Source organism: Pseudomonas sp. S30_BP2TU TE3576, from assembly GCF_050436025.1.
In the GTDB taxonomy this organism is placed as follows: Bacteria; Pseudomonadota; Gammaproteobacteria; order Pseudomonadales; family Pseudomonadaceae; genus Aquipseudomonas.
The window spans coordinates 5,350,534-5,374,365 of record NZ_JBNDLK010000001.1 but is presented as its reverse complement, the minus strand read 5'-3'; the positions used below and the strand labels follow the sequence as shown (position 1 = coordinate 5,374,365).

Annotated in this window: 19 protein-coding genes and 3 tRNA genes; all 22 read right to left on the bottom strand. The window is 61.0% G+C overall.

The genetic code is table 11. The features are described 5' to 3' along the window. Positions 1–101: 101 nt before the first annotated feature. A complete protein-coding gene (locus tag ABIA48_RS24470; RefSeq protein WP_429491960.1) occupies positions 102–1,073 on the bottom strand; it encodes an XdhC family protein in 972 nt (323 codons plus the stop codon). Between the two features lies 1 nt (position 1,074). Next, entirely contained in the window at positions 1,075–2,313 is a 1,239-nt protein-coding gene (locus tag ABIA48_RS24465) for a c-type cytochrome (RefSeq protein WP_429491958.1), read from the bottom strand. A 2-nt stretch (positions 2,314–2,315) separates the two neighbouring features. Further along, entirely contained in the window at positions 2,316–2,855 is a 540-nt protein-coding gene (locus tag ABIA48_RS24460) for a (2Fe-2S)-binding protein (protein ID WP_007982256.1), read from the bottom strand. After that, complete coding sequence (locus tag ABIA48_RS24455) at positions 2,848–5,679, bottom strand: xanthine dehydrogenase family protein molybdopterin-binding subunit (RefSeq protein ID WP_429491955.1); 2,832 nt, start codon at positions 5,677–5,679, stop codon at positions 2,848–2,850. The genes ABIA48_RS24460 and ABIA48_RS24455 overlap by 8 nt, the downstream gene beginning before the upstream one ends. A gap of 461 nt (positions 5,680–6,140) precedes the next feature. Next, a tRNA-Asp gene (locus ABIA48_RS24450) sits at positions 6,141–6,217 on the bottom strand. 92 nt (positions 6,218–6,309) lie between these two features. Beyond that, positions 6,310–6,386: transfer RNA gene (locus ABIA48_RS24445), tRNA-Asp, on the bottom strand. Positions 6,387–6,439: 53 nt separating this feature from the next. Then, positions 6,440–6,515: transfer RNA gene (locus tag ABIA48_RS24440), tRNA-Val, on the bottom strand. A gap of 205 nt (positions 6,516–6,720) precedes the next feature. After that, complete coding sequence (locus tag ABIA48_RS24435; RefSeq protein ID WP_007986973.1) at positions 6,721–7,497, bottom strand: SDR family oxidoreductase; 777 nt, start codon at positions 7,495–7,497, stop codon at positions 6,721–6,723. Next, entirely contained in the window at positions 7,494–8,705 is a 1,212-nt protein-coding gene (locus tag ABIA48_RS24430; RefSeq protein ID WP_429491953.1) for an O-succinylhomoserine sulfhydrylase, read from the bottom strand. Before ABIA48_RS24430 ends, ABIA48_RS24435 begins: the two co-directional genes overlap by 4 nt. Positions 8,706–8,786: 81 nt before the next feature. Then, the gene (gene purF / locus ABIA48_RS24425) at positions 8,787–10,292 is read right to left on the bottom strand and encodes an amidophosphoribosyltransferase (RefSeq protein WP_007975670.1); all 1,506 of its coding nucleotides are present in this window, start codon (positions 10,290–10,292) and stop codon (positions 8,787–8,789) included. Between the two features lie 41 nt (positions 10,293–10,333). Further along, entirely contained in the window at positions 10,334–10,894 is a 561-nt protein-coding gene (locus tag ABIA48_RS24420; protein WP_007975669.1) for a CvpA family protein, read from the bottom strand. 98 nt (positions 10,895–10,992) lie between these two features. Beyond that, positions 10,993–11,652: an SPOR domain-containing protein gene (locus tag ABIA48_RS24415; RefSeq protein WP_429491950.1), complete on the bottom strand. Its 660-nt coding sequence runs from the start codon at positions 11,650–11,652 to the stop codon at positions 10,993–10,995. Continuing rightward, positions 11,636–12,943: a bifunctional tetrahydrofolate synthase/dihydrofolate synthase gene (gene folC / locus ABIA48_RS24410; protein WP_429491948.1), complete on the bottom strand. Its 1,308-nt coding sequence runs from the start codon at positions 12,941–12,943 to the stop codon at positions 11,636–11,638. The genes ABIA48_RS24415 and folC overlap by 17 nt, the downstream gene beginning before the upstream one ends. Further along, positions 12,940–13,860 (bottom strand): acetyl-CoA carboxylase, carboxyltransferase subunit beta, encoded by a 921-nt coding sequence (accD, locus tag ABIA48_RS24405; RefSeq protein ID WP_429491946.1) that lies wholly within the window; start codon positions 13,858–13,860, stop codon positions 12,940–12,942. The genes folC and accD overlap by 4 nt, the downstream gene beginning before the upstream one ends. Positions 13,861–14,077: 217 nt before the next feature. Then, positions 14,078–14,704 carry a phosphoribosylanthranilate isomerase gene (locus tag ABIA48_RS24400; RefSeq protein WP_429491944.1) on the bottom strand — a complete coding sequence of 209 codons (627 nt, stop codon included), beginning with the start codon at positions 14,702–14,704 and terminating at the stop codon, positions 14,078–14,080. A gap of 63 nt (positions 14,705–14,767) precedes the next feature. Further along, on the bottom strand, positions 14,768–15,592 hold the full coding sequence (gene truA, locus ABIA48_RS24395) for a tRNA pseudouridine(38-40) synthase TruA (RefSeq protein WP_033063335.1): 825 nt from the start codon (positions 15,590–15,592) through the stop codon (positions 14,768–14,770). Between the two features lie 281 nt (positions 15,593–15,873). Continuing rightward, entirely contained in the window at positions 15,874–18,486 is a 2,613-nt protein-coding gene (locus ABIA48_RS24390; RefSeq protein ID WP_429491942.1) for a FimV/HubP family polar landmark protein, read from the bottom strand. Positions 18,487–18,663: 177 nt separating this feature from the next. Continuing rightward, positions 18,664–19,674, bottom strand: a complete 1,011-nt coding sequence (locus tag ABIA48_RS24385; protein WP_429491940.1) for an aspartate-semialdehyde dehydrogenase — start codon at positions 19,672–19,674, stop codon at positions 18,664–18,666. Between the two features lie 255 nt (positions 19,675–19,929). Then, complete coding sequence (asd, locus tag ABIA48_RS24380) at positions 19,930–21,042, bottom strand: aspartate-semialdehyde dehydrogenase (protein ID WP_057715575.1); 1,113 nt, start codon at positions 21,040–21,042, stop codon at positions 19,930–19,932. A 66-nt stretch (positions 21,043–21,108) separates the two neighbouring features. After that, entirely contained in the window at positions 21,109–22,191 is a 1,083-nt protein-coding gene (gene leuB, locus ABIA48_RS24375; RefSeq protein WP_108217787.1) for a 3-isopropylmalate dehydrogenase, read from the bottom strand. 69 nt (positions 22,192–22,260) lie between these two features. Then, entirely contained in the window at positions 22,261–23,028 is a 768-nt protein-coding gene (locus tag ABIA48_RS24370; RefSeq protein ID WP_429491937.1) for a class I SAM-dependent methyltransferase, read from the bottom strand. A 157-nt stretch (positions 23,029–23,185) separates the two neighbouring features. Next, a complete protein-coding gene (leuD, locus tag ABIA48_RS24365) occupies positions 23,186–23,830 on the bottom strand; it encodes a 3-isopropylmalate dehydratase small subunit (RefSeq protein WP_277536485.1) in 645 nt (214 codons plus the stop codon). Positions 23,831–23,832 lie beyond the last annotated feature (2 nt).

Genomic DNA, 23,832 nt, shown 5'->3' with positions numbered 1-23,832 from the left:
CGTGTTGAATGTGCCGGCCTCATCGCGAGCAAGCTCGCTCCCACAATGTTTTTTGGATACCCGCAGATGTTGCGTACACCCGCTCCCACAGGGGTTTTGGGTTAGAGACGATCCCGTGCGATTCCGCTGCGGATTCGCAAGATGTCAGCCAACACCGCCAGAGCGATTTCTGCCGGGGTCTTGCTGCCCAGGTTTAACCCGATTGGCGCATGGATCCGTCCCAACTCGACATCACCCAGACCGCCGATGCGGCGCAGGCGCTCGAAGCGTTTGTGCGAGGTCTGCATCGAGCCCATCACACCGATATAGAACGCTTCGGTGCGCACCGCCTCCATCATCGCCAGGTCATCAATGCGCGGATCGTGAGTCAATGCCACCACTGCCGTATCGCTGTGGCAACCGCCGTCGGCAATGAACACCGAAGGCAGTTGGCGGCGAATCTCTACGTTTTCCAGCACGACGCCTTCCAGCACGTCGTCCCGCGGGTCACACAGAATCACCTCGAAACCCAGGCCGACGGCAAACTCTGCACAGGCCTGAGCGACACTGGAGTAACCGGCGAGCAGCAAGCGCTGAGCCGCGCCGACGCGCACACGCACCCGGTCGATTTCACGCTCGATACGCACACCCTGCTCACGATCATCGAACAGACTGCGCGCACCGCTGAGCAGATCAACTTCGCGGATCAGTCGACGCCGGCCCAACAGCGCCGACTCCAGCTCCCGCAGATGCGCTTGCACCTCGCAATCGGCTTCAAGCTTCTCGACCAGCACATCCAGCACCCCGCCACACGGCAGGCTGACGCGGGAGCGTGGATCGTCGCCTTCGCCGTAACGAACAACGTTGACCGGCTCCAGAAACGCACCGTCGGCGACTCGCTCGAGAAAGTCTTCCTCGACACAGCCACCAGACAACGAGCCAATCCATTGCCCATCAGTGTTCACCGCCAATAGCGCCCCCGGTGCGCGCGGTGCCGAACCGTAAGTGGCCAGCACCGTACACAGCCAGATGCGCTGACCGGCCGTCGACCATTCCAGCGCCCGACGTATCACCTGCAGATCGAGATGCTGCATATCAGTGCGCCTTGTGCTCGAGCGGCGGCGCATCGGCCCGCAACTTCTGCACGTCATTCACCGCCAGATCATTGGGCTGACCGCCCCAGCCCTGACGCAGGTAGTTCAATAGATCCGTGAGTTGCCCGTCGCTCAACTTCTGAGCGAACCCCGGCATCGGCTGCATGTGCTCGAACCCGGAGAACTTCTGCTCACCGATACCGTCGTCGATCACCCGCACCAGGTTGCGCGGATCTTCCAGGCGCAACGTGGTGTTGCCACGCATGGCCACGGCGATGTGCGGCTTGCCCTCGCCACCCGGCGCATGGCAACCGGCGCAGACGTTCAAATATTCCTGACGGCCACGCTGCGCACTTGAGCTGAGTTTGTCCAAAGACACTTCGATGAGCACCTTCGCCGCCGGCGGCTGATCGCCGAGCAAGAAGGTAGCCATCGCCGCCAGATCCGGATCGCTAAGGCCCTGGGTGCTGTTATGGAACACCGGGAACATCTCGTTGAACATCGTGCCCTGGGCGCTCATGCCGTGCTTGAGGAACGAGCTCAGGTCCTGATGGTTCCAGCCACGTGCCGCCAGGTCGTTAGCCAGCAGGCTTGGCGCCAGATAACCGTTGAGCAGGCCGCCGGTCATGCGCTTGTCCTGCTGCATCGCACCGGGCAAGCCCCGCGGCGTATGACACTCGCCACAGTGACCCAGCACATCGACCATGTATTGGCCGCGCTTCCAGGCGTCGCTTTTGCCTTCGGCCGGTTCCAGCTTCACGTCCTTGCCGTACATCATGTTCCAGCCCATCAGGCCCAGGCGCACGTTGAACGGGAAGCTCAGGTTGGTGACTGGCGCGGCGCGCTCGATCGGCTCGACGGTTTTCAGGTAGGCATGAATCGCGTCGGAATCGGCGCGCGGCATCAGGTGATACGAGGTGTAGGGCATCGCCGGATACAGGTTCGCGCCATCGCGGCGCTTACCTTCGGTCAGCGCGGCAAAGAACTCGTCATCGCTGTACAGGCCAATGCCGTGCTCTTTACTCGGGGTGATGTTGGTGCCGTAGATGGTACCGAACGGCGAAACGATCGGCAGACCGCCCGCATACGGCGCGCCACCCGGTGCGGTGTGACACGCCATGCAATCGGCGGCGCGGGCAAGGTATTGGCCTTGCTTGACCTGCGCCTCATCGGCGTGGGCCAGCAACACAGGCGCAGCCAGACCAACCGCCAATGCCAGACGGCTAAGTAGAAGCTTCATGCTTAACCCTCCTTGACCAGGCCGAGATCCGTCAGCACATTGCGCGTGGCACTGTAGTAACGCACGTAGCCGGTGCAACGGCAGATGTGATGACCGAGGCTGTCCTCGATGACTTTTTCCAGCTGGCTTTTAACAATGGGCTGACGCTGCAGCTTTTCCACCAGTACGGTCGCGGCATTCACGAAACCCGGCGCGCAGTAGCTGCACTGGAAGGCGAATTCATCGACGAAGCGCTGCTGGATCGGGTTCAGCTCGGTGACCTTGCCCTGCTCGTCGCGGGTGGCATGGCCTTCGATGGTCCGTACTTTCTTGCCTTCGAAATAGTGCGCGCCGGTGATGCAGGTGCGCACTTCTTCGCTGGTGCCGTCGGGGTTGTCGACGATCACCACGCAGGCGTGGCAGATGCCCTGGCCGCAGCCAAGGCGCGAACCGGTGAGGTTCTTGTATTCGTGCAGGTAGTCGATCATCGGCAGGTCATCAGGGATGTCCACCGGGCCGACGGATTGACCGTTGAGGGTCAGTTGAAGCGGACGGTTAGCCATTGAGGGCCTCCTTGATGCGTGCAGAAGTGATAGGCAGGTCGCGGACACGTTTACCGATGGCATGGGCCACGGCGTTGCCGATGGCGCCGACCACCGGAATCATCACCACTTCGGCGATGCCCTTGGACGGGTCGCTTGGCGACAGTGGTGGCAAGATGTCCGCTGTCTGCTTCCACACCGCAACATGCCGCGCCATTGGCAGGCGGTAACGGTTGAAGTTCCAGTCACCCTCCCCCGGCCCGCCTTCGTACAACGGCATTTCTTCCATCAGCGCATGGCCGATGCCCATGGCGATGCCGCCTTCGAGCTGGCCCTTGACCAGTTCCGGCACCAGCACGCGACCGCACTCGACCCACGAGTGATGGTTGAGTACCGACACTTCGTTCGAACCCTTGTTGACCTTCACTTCCACCAGCGTCGCCACCGGGCTGTAGTACGTCACCGCCGCGTTGTTCAGCTGGGTTGCCGGGTAGGCGATGTTCTGCCGGTCCAGCAGATGGAAACCGGCGCTGTTCATCTGCGCCTTCTTCGCTTTCGGTGCACCGTCGCCGTACTTGACCGCCAGACCATCGAGCGGCAAACGCTCACGCACGCCGTCGATGCTGAACTCGGCCTCGGCCCAGCTCCAGCGGTTGAAACCGTGCACCGTGGCACCGCTCACCAGACCACGCTCGTGAACGCGCTTGGCGAGCATTGCGAAGGGGAGCGGCTCCATGCCGTTGGCCGTGAGTTTGCCGTCAACCCAATGGGCGTCTTCGCGGCGCACCACATAAGGGTTGGCCTGGCCTCCGTAAGGGCCTTGGCGCCAGATCTCCAGCGCCGCCGGCCACAGGCCGTGGTTGAACAGCACGCGCGCCGCTTCACGGGTGGCGTGGCTGAAGTAGTACGCTGAGTTGGTGGCCGACGATGCCGAAGCCACCTTGCCGACCCAACGCGGGTTGCGCAGGACATTATCCTGTTCGGCCTGGCTCATGATGTACGGGTTGCCGCTGCTGATCAGCTGCAACTCTTTCCATTCGGTTTCGCCGGTCTTCACTTCGTGCGCCGGAATACCGAGGAAATCGGCCACGACCATGGCCTGCGAGGTCGACATGCCGGTGCCGATTTCAATACCGATGTGGCGCAGGCTGATGCGACCTTCGGCGGTGAATTCAATGCTGGCCATCGGCGCTTCGGAACCGGTGCCGAAGTCTTTCTGGCAAATGGCGAAACCAACGCCGTACCAGTTGTCCGGATCGGTGGCTTCGCGCTGCTTCTTGATCGCGTCGCGGTTTTTCCAGACTTCGTGGACAGCCGCCTTGTCGAGAATCTCGTGCAGGCGCAAGGCACCGGCCGGGATCGCGCCCTGGGTGTTTTTCATGCCCGAGCGCAGCGCGTTCTTGCGGCGCAGCTCAATGGCATCGACACCCAGGCGACCGGCGATTTCGTCGACCATCATTTCGGTCGACGCCATGCTCTGCAGGGTGCCGTAGCCACGCATCGACCCAGCTTCTACCGCGCGGGAATGGTAAGCCGTGACCTGCAGGTCGTTCTGCGGCATGTAATAGATCGATTGCGCGGCAGTGGCGCCCACCGCCGCCACCGACGGGCTGTAGTTGATTCGCCCGCCACCGTCGACGCTCATTTCAGCGCGGAAGATCTTGAAGCTGTGGTCGTTCTTGTCCACCGCCAACTGGTAGCGAATGTCGAACGGGTGACGCTTGATGCCGCTCTGGAACTGCTCGTAGCGGTCGTTGGCCAGGCGCACCGGCACACCGGCGCCGTACAACGCGGCCAGCGCTGCGTAGTAGACGAAAATGTTGTGGTCTTTGGAGCCGTAACCGACGGTGTAACCCGGGTGCATGTTCAGGTTGGCCAGGCCGAAACGCGACGGCGCGATCATCTTCGCAGTCTCGGTCGCCGCTTCCAGTGGACATTGGGTAGCGACGACGAAATGCAGGGTCTTGGTGATCGGGTCGTACCAGCCGTTGCCGTTGTCCGGCTCAAGGGCGGCCGGCTCGATCGATGGCGTCTTGTAGCGCTCGTCGAACACCAGCCAGTTATCCGGCGGCGTATCGATCTGCTGCTTCATGCGGTCGGCGTAGAACAACCCGCGCTCGGTCAGGTTGCCGTGCAGGTTCGGCTGGGAGTTCCACACCGGACGACGGTTTTTCAGCATCGGGAACAGGATCGAATCCTTGAGGCTGGCGAACTCGTCTTCGTCGGCCGAGGTCGCACCGCCGACGCGCACATAGCGGAAGCTGCCGTAAGGATCGCCTTCGTAGAACGGCACCTGGGCACCGTAACGAATCGCCTTGTCATTGAATTTGAGCTGGTTCTTGGCCTGACGGAAACGCTCGAAGTCGTTCCAGATCAGGATCGCCACCGGGTGCCCGATGAACATCGGCACCTTGCCGGCCGGCAACAATGGATCCGGCGCGTGCTCCTCAGGGAACACGATACCGTCCTTGACCAGGTCTTCGGCGGTGACGATGCGGTCCGGCTGCAACCCGGCGCCCAGCCACGACAGGTCGATGCCTGCGAAGATGTGGTCGGCCTTGATGGTTTTGAGCAGCATGGCGTGGCCTTGCTGCTGCGGCCAGCCCGGCATGTCCTTGGCGCGGATGTCACGGGCAAAGACTTTACTGCCGCAGACTTTGGACAAGGCATCGTTACGGGCGCGCGCCTTGCCATTGTTGCCGAGCCACTGCTCGGACGGCACGGTCACGCTGTTTTCCATCAAGGCTGCCAGCGCCTGGCTGCTCAATGGCGTAAGCGTCACGCTCACGCCCGCTACCAGCCCGCCCTGAAGGAACGAGCGCCGGGATATATCACGGTTGGACATGGATCATCCTCTGGGCGGTTATGGGGCCCGCCCTTCTGGTTATGTTCTGGAAATCTCGAGTCTTGCAGAGGCCCCTTTCGACGATGCAAAGGGCTGTTGTTGACAGTGCAAAGCTGACCGAAAGGTTAAGTTTATAGGCTTACGGCCTGACGGAAAACTAAAAACTGACCAGCAAATCAAAAAAACGCGACTATTCGACGCAGCACGTTAAGAGTAGCCGTGAATTTCGGTAGCGTGAGGCTGGAGGGGTGCCGCTGGACGACGACGTCGTCAGCGTCCGATAGGCCATTGCGGCAACGAGGCATGCAGAAAGGTCCACCAGGAACAAGGCGAGAGGAGAAAACCTGAATTCCGGAAACAAAAAACCCCGGTCTTTCGACCAGGGTTTTTGCTATCGACTCGAAGTAAACCAGCGGTTTTCTTCGTAGCTCCAAGGCGTTCAGTTGGCCTCGGAGCAGATATGGCGCAGCGGACGGGACTCGAACCCGCGACCCCCGGCGTGACAGGCCGGTATTCTAACCGACTGAACTACCGCTGCGTATCGCTTTGAGCAGATGCTCAAGTAACTCGTCTGATTGAAAACTCAGTAGCTTTTCAATCTCGAACCAGATGAATCTGACTCGGAAAATATGGCGCAGCGGACGGGACTCGAACCCGCGACCCCCGGCGTGACAGGCCGGTATTCTAACCGACTGAACTACCGCTGCGCGTCGGTGGAGGCATTTCAGCCTACCTCTTGCTTTCGCAAGTATCTCGGGAGTGGTGGGTGATGACGGGATCGAACCGCCGACATTCTGCTTGTAAGGCAGACGCTCTCCCAGCTGAGCTAATCACCCGTTTGCATCTCCGAGGCCGCGAAATTTACGCAGGTAGAGAACCTAAGTCAATACCCTGCTTGAAGTTTTTCTAAAAAAGACAAAATTGTGTATAGCAGCAGGATCGCTTTCGCGAGCAAGCCCGCTCCCACAGGGGAATGCATTCCAAATGTGGGAGCGGGCTTGCTCGCGAAAGCGGCGGAACATTCAACATCAATCCCGGAGCTTACTCGCTGTAAATCATCTTCTTGGTCATGCCGCCATCAACCACGAATTCCTGCCCGGTGACAAAACCGGCATTCCTCGACAGCAGCCAGGCCACCATCGCCGCGACATCCTCAACCGTCCCCACCCTGCCCGCCGGATGCTGGGCATGATCGGCCTCGGTCAATGGTTCGGCACGCCGCGCCGATGGGTCGCGCGCATCGATCCAGCCAGGGCTGACGGCATTGACCCTGATTTCCGGCCCCAGGCTAATGGCTAACGCATGAGTCAGGGCCAACAAGCCACCCTTGCTCGCCGCATAGGCCTCTGTGTCGGGCTCCGATTGCGCGGCGCGGGTCGAGGCCAGATTGACGATGGCGCCGCTGTGAGCACGCAGGTACGGCGCACAGTGCTTGGCCAGCAACATCGGCCCACTGAGGTTCACCGCCAACACCCGATTCCAGTGAGCCAGATCGAGGCTTTCCAGGGTGATGTTATGCGGATCGGCAACCGCCGCATTGCATACCAGCGCATCCAGGCGCCCGAACTGGCCGAGCACCTCGGCCACGCCCAGCGCAACTTGCCCCTCGTTGGCGACATCCATGGCGATGAACCAGGCGTTGTCGCCCAGCACTTTCGCCACTTTCGAACCGCGCTCCCGGTCCAGATCCGTCAGCACGACTTGCCAGCCTTCGCTGATCAGCCAGGCCGAAATCCCCAGGCCTATGCCCCGCGCAGCACCGGTCACCAGCGCTACGCGGCCATTGGAGCCCGTGTTTGGCGCAGACAACTCGATCACAACGCAGCCAGGCCGCGCGCCAGATCGGCTTGCAGGTCGGCAACGTCTTCCAGGCCGACCGCAATGCGGATCAGGCTGTCACGAATGCCCGCCGCTTCACGCTCTTGCGGCGCCAGACGACCATGGGACGTGGTGCTCGGATGCGTGATGGTGGTTTTGCTGTCGCCCAGGTTCGCAGTAATCGAAATCAGGCGCGTGGCATCGATAAAGCGCCAGGCGCCCTCTTTGCCACCCCTCACCTCAAAACTGACCACAGCACCGAAACCTTTCTGCTGGCGCAGCGCCAGGTCGTGCTGCGGATGGCTCTTGAGGCCGGCGTAATGGACTTTCTCGATACCTTCCTGCTGCTCCAGCCACTCGGCCAGTTGTTGGGCGTTGGCACAATGGGCCTTCATGCGCAGGTTCAGGGTTTCCAGACCCTTGAGGAAGATCCAGGCGTTGAACGGGCTCAAGGTCGGCCCGGCGGTACGCAGGAAGCCAACCACTTCTTTCATCTGCTCGCTGCGACCGGCGACCACGCCGCCCATGCAACGACCCTGGCCATCGATGAACTTGGTGGCCGAGTGCACGACGATGTCCGCGCCCATTTTCAGCGGTTGCTGCAAGGCCGGGGTGCAGAAGCAGTTGTCGACCACCAGCATCGCGCCTTTGGCGTGGGCGATTTTCGCCAGTTCGGCGATGTCGACCAACTCGGCCAGCGGGTTGGACGGCGACTCGACGAACAGCAGTTTGGTGTTGGGCTTGATCGCCGCGTCCCAGCCGGACAAATCCGCCAGGGCAACGTAGTCGACTTCGATGCCGAAGCGCTTGAAGTACTTTTCGAACAGGCTGATGGTCGAGCCGAATACGCTGCGCGACACCAGCACATGATCACCGGCGCTGCACAGGCTCATCACCACGGCCATGATGGCCGCCATGCCGGTGGCCGTGGCCACGGCTTGCTCGGCACTTTCCAGAGCGGCGATGCGCTCTTCGAACGCACGCACGGTCGGGTTGGTGTAGCGCGAGTAAACGTTGCCCGGTACTTCGCCGGCGAAGCGCGCAGCAGCGTCGGCGGCAGTACGGAATACATAGCTGGAGGTGAAGAACATCGGATCACCGTGTTCGCCTTCCGGCGTACGGTGCTGACCGGCGCGTACGGCCAGGGTATCGAACGCTACACCTTCGAGGTCGCTGTCCAGCCGACCGGCATCCCATTCCTGACTCATGCTGTCACTCCTTGCCCTGCTCTTGATAGATAAAAGTCTTTTTGCCAGATACAAAACCGGCCCCTCAGGGCCGGTAGAAACTCAGTTGTTGTACAGATCGATGATCGCACTGACTGCCTGCGTCTTGACCTTGGAGGCATCGTTGCGTGCCTGCTCGATCTTGTTCAGGTAAGCCTCGTCGACGTCGCCGGTGACGTACTGGCCATCGAACACCGCGCAATCGAACTTGTCGATCTTGATCTTGCCGCCACCGACCGCTTCGATCAAGTCAGGCAGGTCCTGATAGATCAGCCAGTCGGCGCCGATCAGGTCAGCCACGTCCTGGGTCGAACGGTTGTGGGCGATCAGTTCGTGAGCGCTCGGCATGTCGATGCCGTAGACGTTCGGGTAGCGAACCGCTGGCGCCGCGGAACAGAAGTAAACGTTCTTGGCGCCGGCCTCACGGGCCATCTGGATGATCTGCTTGCAAGTGGTACCGCGAACGATGGAGTCATCCACCAGCATCACGTTCTTGCCGCGGAATTCCAGCTCGATGGCGTTGAGCTTCTGGCGTACGGATTTTTTCCGCGCAGCCTGGCCCGGCATGATGAAGGTCCGGCCGATGTAGCGGTTCTTCACGAAGCCTTCGCGGAACTTCACGCCCAGGTGGTTCGCCAGTTCCAGCGCCGCGGTGCGGCTGGTGTCCGGAATCGGGATGACCACGTCGATGTCGTGATCCGGACGCTCGCGCAGAATCTTCTCGGCCAGCTTCTCACCCATGCGCAGACGGGCCTTGTAGACCGACACGCCATCGATGATCGAATCCGGACGCGCCAGGTAGACGTGTTCGAAGATGCACGGGGTCAGGGACGGGTTGGTCGCGCACTGACGGGTGTACAGCTTGCCCTCTTCAGTGATGTAGACCGCTTCGCCTGGTGCCAGGTCGCGAATCAGGGTGAAGCCGAGCACGTCCAGGGAAACGCTTTCCGAGGCGATCATGTACTCAACGCCTTCGTCGGTGTGACGCTGGCCGAAAACGATCGGGCGGATGCCGTGCGGGTCGCGGAAACCGACGATGCCGTAGCCGGTGATCATCGCCACGACGGCATAACCACCGACGCAACGGTTGTGCACGTCAGTGACGGCGGCAAAAACGTCCTCTTCGGTCGGCTGCAACTTGCCGCGCTGGGCCAGCTCGTGCGCGAACACGTTGAGCAGCACTTCCGAGTCGGAACTGGTGTTGACATGGCGCAGGTCAGATTCGTAAATCTCCTTGGCCAGTTGTTCAACGTTGGTCAGGTTACCGTTGTGCGCCAGGGTGATGCCGTAAGGCGAGTTGACGTAAAACGGTTGAGCTTCGGCCGATGTCGAGCTGCCCGCGGTTGGATAACGCACATGGCCAATGCCCATGTGACCGACCAGACGCTGCATGTGACGCTGCTGGAACACGTCACGCACCAGGCCGTTGTCCTTGCGCAGGAATAACCGGCCATCATGGCTGGTCACGATACCGGCAGCGTCCTGGCCGCGGTGCTGGAGCACGGTTAGCGCGTCATACAGCGCCTGATTGACGTTCGACTTACCGACGATACCGACGATGCCACACATGCGACGCAACCCCTACTTAATGGATCTGAACTGAGCACTACTTACTGAGGCGTTTTGGCCATCGGCAAGAGTTGCTCCTTGAACGGAATATCAGCGGGTACGCTGATTCCGCTGGCAAGCCACTGACTGCTCCACCCAAGAATCAGGTTTTTGGACCAGTCTGCGACCAATAGAAATTTTGGCACGAGCTGTGACTCTTTCCACCACCCGTCCTGCTGTACCGGCCCCAGGCTCAACAGCCCGACGGCAATGACCACCAGCAACCCGCCACGCGCGGCGCCGAAGGCCATGCCGAGGAATCGGTCGGTCCCGGAGAGCCCGGTGACGCGAACCAGTTCGCCGATAAGATAATTGATCATTGCGCCTACGATTAAAGTGGCGACAAACATGATGGCACAGCCCGTGATTATACGGGCCGACGGCGTTTGAATGTACCCGCCGAGGTACTCGGACAGTGAGCCACCGAACATCCAGGCTACGACTCCTGCGATGATCCAGGTCAGCAGCGACAGCGCCTCTTTGACGAAGCCGCGGCTCAGACTGATCAATGCGGAGATGGCGACGATTGCTACGATCGCCCAGTCAACCCAGGTAAATGGCACAGTGCAGCCTACAGACGGATAAGGCGGCGCATTTTAGCAGAGCCCATGCTTATCGGTAAGCTGCGATTGTCAGTGCATTTCAAATCGGGGCGATAGTTTTAGCCACGTTCTGGCTGAAAACGCACGACAAACCCCTTGAGGTTCTGCTGGCGGTTCAGCAAGTCACGCAGCCGGTCAGCCTCAGCGCGCTCGATCAGCGGCCCGACAAACACACGATTTTTGCCATCGGCGCTACGGATATAGGCGTTGTAACCCTGGCTGCGCAAGGTTTTCTGAAGTTTTTCTGCGCTTTCACGACTCGACAGGCTGGCCAGTTGCACCGACCAGCTGACCGACAAACCATTGGCATCGACGCGGCTTTGCGTGGTGTCCGGCTTGCCCGGTGCGGCCGTGATGGGCTGGGCAGGCGCGGTCGCGGGTTTAGCCGCCAGAGCCGGGGCCGGGGCCGGCGCTGGTGCAGCCGGTTTGGCAGCAGGCGCTGGAGCCACCGGCGCAGTTGGCACCGCCGCTTCCTGCTGGGCGATTTCGTCATCGCTCGGCACGGGTTCCTGAGGCAAGGCTTGCGGCTCAGGCACCACCACTGGCTCGACCTGTACCTGAGGCAGCGCAGGCGCTTGAGGAGCCGCTGGCGCTTCGACCGTCACCTGGCGCTGTTCGTCCTGGCGGGAAAACAGCATCGGCAGAAAAATAACCGCCAGCGCGACCAACACCAGGGCGCCAACCATGCGCTGTTTGTATGCCTTATCCAGCAATGCCATTTGCCGCGTCCTCCGTGGAGCGCCGGGCCAGCCACTCAAGGGCCTCGGCGACACAATAAAATGATCCGAACAACAGGATTTCGTCGTCGCTGGTGGCCTGCGCGCACTGCCCTTCCAGGGCGGCCGCCACACTTTCGTATGACGTGACCGAAGCACCAAGACCCTGCAACGCGTCGTGCAAATCCGCCACCGAACGCGCCCGAGGCGAATCCAGAGGTGCGACAGCCCAGTGCTGGACACTAGCACTCAATTCGCCGACAACACCACCCAGGTCTTTGTCCGCCAGCAGCCCGAACACCGCCAGACGCCTGCCGACCGGCGGGCGACTGGCCAGACGACGGGCCAAATACTCCGCCGCATGGGGGTTATGCCCCACATCCAGCAATAGATTCAAGCGCTTGCCTTGCCACTCGAACTCGCGGCGATCCAGACGACCGACCACCTTCGTTGCCCGCAGCGCTTCGCTAATCTGCGCAGCCACCCAAGGCAAGCCGAGCAACAAGTAAGCCTGCAACGCCAACGCCGCGTTTTCCATCGGCAGATCGAGCAACGGCAGGTCGTGCAGCTCAACCGCACGCCCCTGCGCATCGACGCCGCGCCATTGCCAGTTGTGATCGGTCATACCGAGATCAAAATCGCGGCCACGCAGGTAAAACGGGCAATTGAGCTCGCGCGCCTTGTCCAGCAGAGGTTGTGGAGGATTCAGATCGCCGCAGAGCGCAGGTGCGCCTTGACGAAAAATACCGGCCTTTTCGAAGGCCACGGACTCTCGGGTATCACCCAGGTAATCCGCATGATCGACGCCAATACTGGTGACCAGCGCCACGTCGGCGTCCACCACGTTGACCGTATCCAGACGACCGCCCAGGCCGACTTCCAGCACCACCGCATCGAGCCCGGAGCGCTGGAACAACCAGAATGCCGCCAGGGTGCCCATTTCGAAGTAGGTGAGCGAAGTGTCGCCACGCCCGGCCTCTACCGCAGCAAAGGCCTCGCACAGCTCGGCATCCGTGGCTTCGACGCCATTGACCTGTACCCGCTCGTTGTAACGCAGCAGGTGCGGGGAGTTGTAAACCCCCACTTTCAAGCCCTGAGCCCGCAGCAAGGAAGCCACAAACGCACAGGTGGAACCCTTGCCGTTGGTCCCGGTGACCGTAATCACCCGAGGCGCCGGCTTGCCCAGTCCCATGCGGGACGCTACCTGCTGCGACCGCTCCAATCCCATATCGATGGCTGAAGGGTGCAACTGCTCAAGGTAGGCGAGCCATTCGCCAAGGGTACGTTCGATCATAGGCTGGCTGGCACCGGCGGAACCACGATCGGCTCGATGGGGGCAGCAACGAACTTCGGCGTCGGCAGGCCCATCATTTGCGCCAGCAAATTGCCCAGGCGCGGACGCAGCTCCTGACGGTCGATGATCATGTCGATGGCACCGTGCTCCAGCAGGAACTCGCTGCGCTGGAAGCCTTCCGGCAGTTTTTCACGCACCGTTTGCTCGATCACACGCGGACCGGCAAAACCGATCAACGCCTTCGGCTCGCCGACAATCACGTCGCCCAGCATCGCCAGACTGGCGGAAACGCCACCGTAGACCGGATCGGTCAACACCGAGATGAACGGGATACCCTCTTCACGCAGGCGTGCCAGTACCGCGGAGGTCTTGGCCATCTGCATCAGGGAAATCAGCGCTTCCTGCATCCGCGCACCGCCGGAAGCCGCGAAGCAGACCATCGGGCAACGTTTTTCCAGGGCGTAGTTGGCGGCACGAACGAAACGCTCACCGACGATGGCGCCCATCGACCCCCCCATGAAGGAAAATTCGAACGCCGAAACCACGACCGGCATGCCCAGCAAAGTACCGCTCATGGAAATCAGTGCGTCTTTTTCGCCGGTCTGCTTTTGTGCAGCGGTCAGGCGGTCCTTGTACTTCTTGCCGTCGCGGAATTTCAGACGGTCAACCGGCTCCAGGTCTGCACCCAGTTCGGTACGGCCTTCAACGTCGAGGAAGATGTCGATACGGGCGCGGGCGCCGATACGCATGTGATGGTTGCACTTGGGGCAAACGTCCAGGGTCTTTTCCAACTCCGGACGATACAGCACAGCCTCGCAAGACGGGCATTTGTGCCAAAGACCTTCAGGCACCGAGCTCTTCTTGACCTCGGAACGCATGATCGAAGGGATCAGTTTGTCTACTAACCAGTTGCTCATGCTTTCTTTCTCCAGTACCGGCGGCCCGAACGCTCTGGTTCGCGACCCCGTGTATGCCCTAGCGCTAAATTCATGTGTGCGGAGAGGGTCGATGGACTGTCGCGGTCAGCGCGAAACATGACCTGCGTGCAACCAGAAACCCTCGGATTTGCCTGCTGCATGCAGTGCATCCGCTTTGTACAGTGCAGTGGACGGCGGCAGTCTGCCAGCCGTCACATCAACAGGTGCTACCGCGTACCGCTTTGATAAATGCCTGAATCTTTGCGTGATCCTTGATGCCCTTGCTCGCCTCTACCCCGCCGCTGACATCCACGGCATAAGGCCGGACGCGGGCAATCGCTTCGGCGACGTTATCCGGCGTCAGACCGCCCGCCAGAATGATCGGCTTGCTCAAGCCTTGCGGTATCAGTGACCAGTCAAACGCCTCACCGGTTCCTCCGGGAACGCCTTCGACATAGGTATCGAGCAGGACTCCGCTGGCACTGGCATACGCATCACAGGCCGCGGCGATGTCATCACCCGCCTTGACCCGCAGCGCTTTGATGTACGGACGGTGCCACCCCTCGCAATCCGCCGCGCTTTCATCGCCGTGAAATTGCAGCAAGTCCAGGGGCACCGCATCGAGAATCTCACCCAACTCGCAACGGCTCGCATTGACGAACAAACCCACGGTGGTCACGAACGGCGGCAGCGCCTGGATGATCGAGCGCGCCTGCTGGAACGTCACCGCACGGGGGCTTTTGGCGTAGAACACGAATCCGATGGCATCAGCCCCGGCCTCGACGGCTGCCAACGCATCTTCCATGCGGGTAATCCCACAGATCTTGCTGCGAACGGCTGACATGTCGATACAACTCCAAGACAAATCCGGGAAAGTCCCGGATGGTAACAAAAGCGTTCGAGGGCGTCAGCCGCCAAGTTCCGAGAAGCCGGTCAGGAAGTGCGGACCGATGTAGCGCTCGGGCAATTCGAATTCGTCACGGTACTCGACCTGCACCAGATACAGGCCGAATGGATGCGCCGTCACGCCACCGGAACGTCGAATCCGGCTCTCCAGCACCTCTTTCATCCACTCCACCGGACGCTCACCGGCGCCAATGGTCATCAGCACACCGGCAATGTTGCGCACCATGTGATGCAGGAAGGCGCTGGCGCGAATATCCAGCACGATCATCTTGCCATGACGAGTGACACGCAGGTGATGCAGCTCCTTGATCGGCGACTTGGCTTGGCACTGACCGGCGCGAAAAGCACTGAAATCATGGGTACCCAGCAGGTATTGAGCAGCCTCCGCCATGCGCTCGACATCCAGCGGACGGTGATTCCAGGTCACTTCTTCGTTCAGATGCGCCGGGCGGATCTGATCGTTGTAGATCACGTAGCGATAACGCCGGGCGATGGCCTTGAACCGCGCATGGAAATGCGCCGGCATGACCTTGGCCCAACTGACACTGACGTCATGGGGCAAGTTGATGTTGGCGCCCATGGTCCAGGCCTTCATCGAACGCTCGACCTGGGTGTCGAAATGCACCACTTGTCCGCAGGCATGCACACCGGCGTCGGTACGCCCCGCGCACATCAGCGAAACGGGTGAGTCGGCGACTTTGGACAAGGCGTTTTCGAGGGTTTCCTGCACAGTGAGCACCCCGGACGCCTGGCGCTGCCAGCCGCGATAGCGCGAGCCTTTGTATTCAACGCCCAGCGCGATCCGGAAAAAGCCGTCGGCTGCCATTTCGGCGGCCGGGTTATCTATATTTGCCAAGGAGGGACAGCCTGCTGATGTACGCAAAGGCGGGCATTATAAGGCCGACTGGAGGGGATGCCAGTACAACCGATGATGCTGTAGTGAATGTAATGGCCTCTTCGCGGGCAAGCCCACTCCCACAGGATCACACTGTACCTGTGGGAGCGGGCTTGCTCGCGAAGAGGCCTCAGCAAACGACATCAATTCATCGGCCAAACAAAAACGGCAGCCTCAATGGGCTGCCGCTTTGTTTACAACCTACCGATCACTCAAGCCAGACGCGAAAGCATCTCCCTGGCTTCGCTCTTCTGCTCGGCACTGCCTTCGCTTACCACCTCATTGAGGATGTCGCGCGCACCGTCGCTGTCTCCCATGTCGATATAGGCCTGAGCCAGATCGAGCTTGGTCGCGGCTTCGTCAGTACCCGAGAGGAAATCGAAGTCATCATCGCCACCCAGCGCAGCATCAGCTTCGGTAAACGTCGGTTCGCCGATGCTGCTGGACAAGCTCTCCAGCTCGGCATTGACATCATCCAGCTCCGCTGCGAACGCATCCGGCACGTCCATTTCGTCGGCCAGCGACAGATCGAAATCGGCCGGCAATTCCAGATCGCCCAGTGCAACCTCAGGAACAGTCGGGGTTTCGGCAACCGGGAAATCTTTCACGCCTTCGTCCAGGTCCAGCAGGAAATCGTCTTCTGCAAGCATCGCCGGCGACGGTTGCGCGCCGAGATCCAGGTCCAGGTCGAAGTCCGACAGGTCGTCAAGGCTTTCCTTGATTTCAGTCTGCTGCTGCAACACCGATTCAAAACTCAAATCGTCGTCCAACGGGAATTCGTCCAGATCTGCCAGCGCCGCCACTTCGGGCTCCGCCGCCGGTGCAGGCGCCACAGGCGTAATCGCGTCCAGATCATCCAGGCTCAGGTCGAAGGCGCTGTCGAGGTCATCCTCGAGCGGCGCAGGCTCTGGCGCGGGTGCTTGCGGCTCATCGAGCAACAGATCCTTAACGTATTGCGCGTCCAGTTCGGCAGCAACGGCGGCTGCGGCGATGCCACCGGCAGCAACCAGCGCCATCGCAGGGAAGCGGCTTTTGAGCTTTTCAACCTTGGCGAAGTTGTCGCCATTGGCCACCAACTGACGCTCCTGGCCGACGAACGCATCGCGGTCGCCTTGCTGGCCGTAGACTTCCATCAACTTCAAGCGCAAGTCGCTGCGCTGAGGCTCCTGCTTGACGCCGTCCTCCAGCAACGCGGCAGCCTGGTTCAGACGACCGGCATTGATGTGCGACTGAGCCTGGCCCAGCACGTCGTCGGAACGCTCGCCAGCCGGAGCCACCAAAGGCGCGGCGATCGGCGTGGTCATCACGACTGGCGCAATGACCGGCGCTGGCGCAGGAGCAGGCGTCGGTGCAGTCGCCAGCTTCACGCTCGGCGACGGAATTTCCAGACCTTCAAAGCTGCTTTCCGGCAGGTCGAGATCGGCTGAGAATTGCTGCTCTTCGGCCAGGGCACGCGCCATGCGCATATGCTTCTCGGCTTCTTGCTGGGCCTTGCGTCGGCGTGCCAGCAACAGCAGCAGAAGCAACAACACCACCGCACCGCCACCCACCAGGCCCAGCAGCACCGGGTTGGTCAGCAACTCATTGAATTTCTGATCGTCGGCTGCCGCCGGAGTCGCCTCAACGGGTTTCTCGGCCGGCGCGGGAGTTGCCTCGGGGGCTGGCACAGGAGCAACCGCTGCAGTGTCTGCCGGAGCAGGTGCCGCCGCCGGGTTGGGAGCCAGCTCGGCCGACATCGCCGGAGCCGTTGCAGCCGCACCCGCACCGCCCTCGGCCTGCAACTTGGCCAGTTGATTGTTCTTCAGCTCGATCAGGCGCTGCAGCTTGTCCACCTGGCTTTGCAGATCGGCCATGCGGCTTTTCAGCTCAGCGTTATCACGACGACTGGTATCGAGGCTTTCCTGGGTCACCGCCAGCTTGTTGCTGAGGGCCCTGGCATCTCCGGCAGCCCCTTTGCCACGGTTCTTGCCGGACTCGGCAGAAACCAGGCTCAGCTTGTCAGTCGCGGCTTGCGTCGCCCCCCCTTCAGCCCGCGGACGCTTGGTGGCGTCGAGTTGCTGCTGCCCTGCCCCGGGCTTCGCCACATAACGACGACCCTGGCGCCAGGCCGTGTTCTGTGCGGCCACTTCGGCAATGGCCTTGGGCTGCGGCAGGCTGGTGCTCTGCGCCGGGTCCGGCAGGCGCAGCACCTGGCCGGTTTTCAAGCGGTTGATGTTGCCGTCGATGAAGGCGTCCGGGTTCAGCGCCTGGATGGCCAGCATGGTTTGCTGGATCGAACCGCCGTTACGCGCCTTCGCGGCGATTTCCCACAGGGTATCGCGCGGCGTGGTGGTGTATTGGGACGCTTTAGTCGCACCGGTAACCGGCGCGGCGACGGATTGAGTCGGTACAGGCTGGGCAGCCGCCTCGGCGGTTTGCGGGGAAAATTTCGATGGATCAAGCAGCACACTGTAGTCGCGCAGCAAACGGCCGTTCGGCCACATGACCTGAACCAGGAACTTCACCATGGGTTCGGAGAGTGGCTTGCTGGAGGTCACGCGCAGGATGCTTTTACCGCTGGCGTTGAGCACCGGGGTGAAGGTCAAGTCATTGAGAAACGCCTGGCGGTCGACACCGGCCTTGGCGAAATCGTCTGGTGAAGCCAGGCTCGGCACCACTTCGGCGGCGGTGAGATCCTTGACATCGAGCAGCTCGATTTCCGCTACCAGCGGCTGGTTGAGCGTCGATTTCAGGGTCAGCTCCCCGAGCCCGAGGGCATGCGCCATACCGGAGGACAGCGCCGAGGCGGCCGCTATTGCTAACACCAGTTTGCGAACTTGAACCATTAGCTCATCCTTAGTTTGAACATTCCTCGGCCAGCGAGAAGGTATTGATAGTCGCTGCCGTAAGGCATTGCGCGCAACGGCGAGGGTCGTCGCGCGCGGTCATTTCGTTGATGCCCCGCAAAGCCCCCGCAGAGCGGCTCGCCCGGAATCATTCGACAAATTGTTGCAAAGTATCTTTTACAGCAGGTCTTTTATCAACAACTCGGCCAGCTGCACGGCGTTGAGCGCGGCGCCTTTGCGTACGTTATCTGACGTTAGCCACAAATTAAGTTCCGACAGGTCGTCGATACCATGGCGCACCCGACCTACGTAGACCACATCCTGCCCTACCGCATCGCCCACCGGGGTCGGGTAATCGCCGGCTTCCACCAGCTCGATACCGGGTGCGTCTTCCAGGGCGGCATTGATTTTCGCCAGGTCAATTTCACTCGCGGACTGCAGGGTCACGCTAAAGCTATCGCCAAAAAACACCGGCGCTTGAATGCAAGTGACGGAAATCTTCAGTGAAGGTCGCGCCATGACCTGGCGCAGCTCACGGACCAGGCGTTTTTCCAGCAGCGTATGACCTTGCTCATCCGCTTTGCCGACCTGAGCCAACAGGTTGAAGGCCATCTGCCGATCAAAGAATTTCGGCTCCAGCGGCCGCACATTCAGCAGTTCGGCGGTTTGCCGGGCCAGCTCACTCACGGCTTCGCGGCCCTGGGCCGATACCGCCAGGCTGGCGGTCAGGCTGACGCGTTGCAAATCGAGCAACTCCATCAGCGGCGCAAGCACCACTGCCAGCGTGGTGGCCGACGGACTTGGGCTGCTGACCTGAAACGGTTTTTTCAAACCGGCCAACACCTGAGCGTTGGCCTCAGGCACGACCTGCGGCGCCTTTTCGGCTGGCAAAGCGCCAGAGAGATCGATCACCGAGCAACCGGCATCGGTCGCACGGGACGCAAAACTCAAGGAAACAGCGGCGCCAGCGGCAAAAAATGCCAACTGCACCTTGCTGAAGTCGAACTCATCAACTTCCCGTACCCGCACATTCTTGCCGCGAAACGGCACGGAACTGCCGGCCGACTCGCTGCTGGCCAACAGATGCAGATTGCCGACCGGAAAGTCGCGCTCTTCAAGAATCTGCACGAGCGTTTCGCCGACAGTACCGGTGGCGCCGATCACGGCAATATCAAAGGACTGGCTCATGGTTGTACCTCTGGCGAAACGGGGGGAGCGGCACTTTACCGGGTGACTGGCATGCAGGCAATTCTGCCAGGCCTTGTGGTGCCTGTGATGGCCCATTCGCGAGCAAGCCCGCTCCCACAAGGATCGCGCTAAACCCTGTGGGAGCGGGCTTGCCCGCGAAGAGGCCGGCATGGGCAACCCATAAACGCCAGACAGTCAGGGATAAAAAAACCCGCACCTCTTTCAAGGCGCGGGTTCTTTCATTGCTTCAGCCAATCAACGCTCGAGCAGGATCCGCAGCATGCGACGCAGCGGTTCGGCCGCGCCCCACAGCAGTTGGTCGCCGACGGTAAACGCGCCGACAAATTGCGAACCCATGTTCAGCTTGCGCAGACGGCCAACCGGAATGTTCAGGGTGCCGGTGACCTTGTTCGGGCTCAGCTCCTGAATGCTGGTCTCACGGTTGTTCGGTACCAGCTTGACCCAAGGGTTGTGCTGGCTGATCAACCCTTCGATATCGGCAATCGGCACGTCTTTGTTCAGCTTGATGGTCAGCGCCTGGCTGTGGCAGCGCATGGCGCCGATGCGCACGCAGATGCCATCCACCGGGATCGGGCTCTTGAAACGACCGAGGATCTTGTTGGTCTCGGCCTGGGCCTTCCACTCTTCGCGGCTCTGGCCGTTTGGCAGTTCCTTGTCGATCCACGGGATCAGGCTGCCGGCCAGCGGTACGCCGAAGTTTTCGGTCGGGTACGCGTCGCTGCGCATGGCTTCGGCAACACGACGGTCGATATCGAGGATCGCGCTGGCCGGATCGGCCAGTTGATCGGCGACAGCGGCGTGGGTCGCACCCATCTGCTTGATCAGTTCACGCATGTTCTGCGCGCCGGCACCGGACGCCGCCTGATAGGTCATGGCGCTCATCCACTCCACCAGGCCGGCTTCGAACAGGCCACCGAGGCCCATCAGCATCAGGCTGACGGTGCAGTTGCCGCCGATGTAATTCTTGGTGCCCGCATCCAGTTGCTGGTCGATGACCTTGCGGTTCACCGGATCCAGAACGATCACCGCGTCATCCTGCATGCGCAGGCTGGAAGCGGCGTCAATCCAGTAACCCTGCCAGCCGGCTTCGCGCAGCTTGGGGAACACTTCGCTGGTGTAGTCGCCGCCCTGACAGGTCAGAATCACGTCGAGGGTTTTCAGCTCTTCAATGCTGTACGCGTCCTTGAGCGGAGCAATGTCCTTGCCCACGGACGGGCCTTGGCCACCGACATTGGAAGTGGTGAAAAACACCGGCTCGATAAGATCGAAATCCTGCTCTTCCAGCATCCGCTGCATGAGCACGGAACCGACCATACCGCGCCAACCGATCAGACCTACACGTTTCATCGCAACTACACCTTCTTGAAATGTGGGCCGCTGCCTTGTCTTGAATTTGGCAGCGGGCCCGAGAGATTACAGATTCCGCAGCGCGGCGACTACTGCGTCACCCATTTCCTGCGTACCGACTTTAGTACAACCGGCCGACCAGATGTCACCGGTACGCAAGCCCTGATCCAGCACCAGGCTGACGGCTTTCTCGATGGCATCGGCCGCGGCCTGCTGGTTGAAGCTGTAACGCAGCATCATCGACACCGACAAAATGGTCGCCAACGGGTTGGCAATGCCTTTGCCCGCGATGTCCGGCGCCGAGCCGTGGCACGGCTCGTACATGCCCTTGTTGTGGGTGTCCAGGGACGCCGACGGCAGCATGCCGATGGAACCGGTGAGCATCGAGGCCTGATCGGACAGGATGTCGCCGAACATGTTGTCGGTGACGATCACGTCGAACTGTTTTGGTGCGCGCACCAGCTGCATGGCGGCGTTGTCGACGTACATGTGGCTCAGTTCGACTTCAGGATAATCCTTGGCCACCTGCTCGACCACTTCGCGCCACAACTGGCTGGAAGCCAATACGTTGGCTTTGTCCACCGAGCACAGCTTCTTGCCGCGCACCATGGCCATATCGAAGCCGACGCGGGCGATGCGGCGGATTTCACTTTCGCTGTACGGCAGGGTGTCGTAGGACTGACGCTCGCCGTTTTCCAGGGTACGGGTACCGCGTGGTGCGCCGAAGTAGATACCGCCGGTCAGTTCGCGAACGATCAGGATGTCCAGCCCGGAAACGATTTCCGGTTTCAGGCTGGAAGCCTCGGCCAGTTGCGGGTACAGGATCGCCGGACGCAGGTTGCCGAACAGGCCCAGTTGCGCACGGATCTTCAACAGGCCGCGCTCAGGGCGGATATCACGTTCGATGGCATCCCACTTCGGGCCGCCAACGGCGCCCAGCAGTACGGCGTCGGCCGCACGGGCACGTTCCAGGGTCTCGTCGGCCAGCGGCACGCCGTGCTTGTCGATGGCCGCGCCGCCGATCACGTCGTGGCTCAGCTCGAAGCCCAGGGCGAACTTGTCGCTGGCCAATTCCAGAACCTTGACCGCTTCGGCCATGATTTCCGGGCCAATACCGTCACCTGGGAGAATCAGAATCTGCTTGCTCATGCTTTCCTCATGTCTTCAGTCGGTGCGCCATCAGACGGCACGCCCGGAAAAATGCTTATCGTTCTGCGCTTATCGTTCGGCCATCAGCACCAGTACATCTGTACTGAACGAACCATCGGCCTCAATCTCAAAATATTCGCGTACTTCGTTGCCCATCGACTGCTGCAACTCGCGGATCGCCGCGCGCATCACTTCAGGTGTGCGCATGCGCTCGACCCAACTGTTGTACTCCAGGCGCAAACGCTGACGGGTGGTACTGCGCGTATGCAGACCCGCCTCGCTGACCTGGCGCAACCACTCGCCGGCGGAGTAATCGCGCACATGGCTGGTGTCGCGCAGCACTTCGACGCTTTGCAGGTAAGTGTCGAACAACGGGCTGCCCGGTGACAACACGTCGATGAACGCCGCCACACCGCCCGGCTTCAGTACCCGGCGCACCTCCCGCAGGGCCACGCCGAGATCGCTCCAATGGTGCGCCGAATAGCGGCTGAAGACGAAATCGAACTCGCCATCGGCGAACGGCAGGCGCTCGGCGGCACCGTTGACCGTGGACACGTTTGCCAAACCACGCTCGGCAGCAGCGGCGGTCACCACGTCGAGCATCTGCTGCGACAGGTCGTAGGCCACCACTTCTTTCACCAGGGACGCCACATGAAAGCTCACGTGACCGGCGCCGCAACCCAGATCCAGAACCCGCGCCTCGCCCTGCCCCGCCAGTTCAGCCTGTAGCAGTGCGAATTCAGTGCCTTGAGCGTGAACGGCGCTGCTCAGGTAGGCCGAAGCCTGTTCACCGAATTGCTTTTGGACTACCTGGCTGTGCTGGGCGGTGCTGGTCATGGGGGACTTCCTTTTGGGGTTTAGGCTGGTGTCGTCTGAACTGCCGTCTTCGCGAGCAAGCCCGCTCCCACAGGGGTTTTGTATACGCCACAAAGCCAATGTGGGAGCGGGCTTGCTCGCGAAGAGGCCGGCCCTGACTACATCAATCTCGGATCAATCAAGCGTCGCGAAACAACCAGGGCTGGCTGGCACGGTGTTTGGCCTCAAACGCCGCAATTGCATCGCCGTCCTGCAAGGTCAGGCCAATATCGTCCAGGCCGTTAAGCAGGCAGTGCTTACGGAAGGCATCGATTTCGAAGCTCAAAACCTTGCCGTCAGGACGGGTCACGGTCTGGGCTTGCAGATCAACCTGCAATTGGTAGCCCGGATTGGCCTCGACCTGCTGGAACAGCTCATCGACTTCGGCATCGCTAAGGATGATCGGCAGCAAGCCGTTCTTGAAGCTGTTGTTGAAGAAGATGTCGGCGTAGCTCGGCGCGATGATGCTGCGGAAACCGTACTCTTCCAGCGCCCACGGCGCGTGTTCACGGCTGGAGCCGCAACCGAAGTTTTCGCGGGCCAGCAAAACGCTGGCGCCTTGGTAACGTTCGGCGTTGAGGACGAAGTCCTTGTTCAGCGGACGCTTGGAGTTGTCCTGATAAGGTTGCCCCACATCCAGGTAACGCCATTCATCGAACAGGTTCGGGCCGAACCCCGTGCGCTTGATCGACTTCAAAAATTGCTTGGGAATGATCTGGTCGGTGTCGACATTGGCACGATCCAAAGGTGCGACAAGTCCAGTGTGCCGGGTAAATGCTCTCATGA

Excerpts from the sequence above, each read along its gene's own strand:
- ABIA48_RS24470 (WP_429491960.1), bottom strand. The coding sequence starts at position 1,073 with ATGCAGCATCTCGATCTGCAGGTGATACGTCGGGCGCTGGAATGGTCG.
- ABIA48_RS24465 (WP_429491958.1), bottom strand. The coding sequence starts at position 2,313 with ATGAAGCTTCTACTTAGCCGTCTGGCATTGGCGGTTGGTCTGGCTGCG.
- ABIA48_RS24460 (WP_007982256.1), bottom strand. The coding sequence starts at position 2,855 with ATGGCTAACCGTCCGCTTCAACTGACCCTCAACGGTCAATCCGTCGGC.
- ABIA48_RS24455 (WP_429491955.1), bottom strand. The coding sequence starts at position 5,679 with ATGTCCAACCGTGATATATCCCGGCGCTCGTTCCTTCAGGGCGGGCTG.
- ABIA48_RS24430 (WP_429491953.1), bottom strand. The coding sequence starts at position 8,705 with ATGAGTCAGGAATGGGATGCCGGTCGGCTGGACAGCGACCTCGAAGGT.
- purF (WP_007975670.1), bottom strand. The coding sequence starts at position 10,292 with ATGTGTGGCATCGTCGGTATCGTCGGTAAGTCGAACGTCAATCAGGCG.
- ABIA48_RS24415 (WP_429491950.1), bottom strand. The coding sequence starts at position 11,652 with ATGGCATTGCTGGATAAGGCATACAAACAGCGCATGGTTGGCGCCCTG.
- folC (WP_429491948.1), bottom strand. The coding sequence starts at position 12,943 with ATGATCGAACGTACCCTTGGCGAATGGCTCGCCTACCTTGAGCAGTTG.
- accD (WP_429491946.1), bottom strand. The coding sequence starts at position 13,860 with ATGAGCAACTGGTTAGTAGACAAACTGATCCCTTCGATCATGCGTTCC.
- ABIA48_RS24400 (WP_429491944.1), bottom strand. The coding sequence starts at position 14,704 with ATGTCAGCCGTTCGCAGCAAGATCTGTGGGATTACCCGCATGGAAGAT.
- truA (WP_033063335.1), bottom strand. The coding sequence starts at position 15,592 with ATGGCAGCCGACGGCTTTTTCCGGATCGCGCTGGGCGTTGAATACAAA.
- ABIA48_RS24390 (WP_429491942.1), bottom strand. The coding sequence starts at position 18,486 with ATGGTTCAAGTTCGCAAACTGGTGTTAGCAATAGCGGCCGCCTCGGCG.
- ABIA48_RS24385 (WP_429491940.1), bottom strand. The coding sequence starts at position 19,674 with ATGAGCCAGTCCTTTGATATTGCCGTGATCGGCGCCACCGGTACTGTC.
- asd (WP_057715575.1), bottom strand. The coding sequence starts at position 21,042 with ATGAAACGTGTAGGTCTGATCGGTTGGCGCGGTATGGTCGGTTCCGTG.
- leuB (WP_108217787.1), bottom strand. The coding sequence starts at position 22,191 with ATGAGCAAGCAGATTCTGATTCTCCCAGGTGACGGTATTGGCCCGGAA.
- ABIA48_RS24370 (WP_429491937.1), bottom strand. The coding sequence starts at position 23,028 with ATGACCAGCACCGCCCAGCACAGCCAGGTAGTCCAAAAGCAATTCGGT.
- leuD (WP_277536485.1), bottom strand. The coding sequence starts at position 23,830 with ATGAGAGCATTTACCCGGCACACTGGACTTGTCGCACCTTTGGATCGT.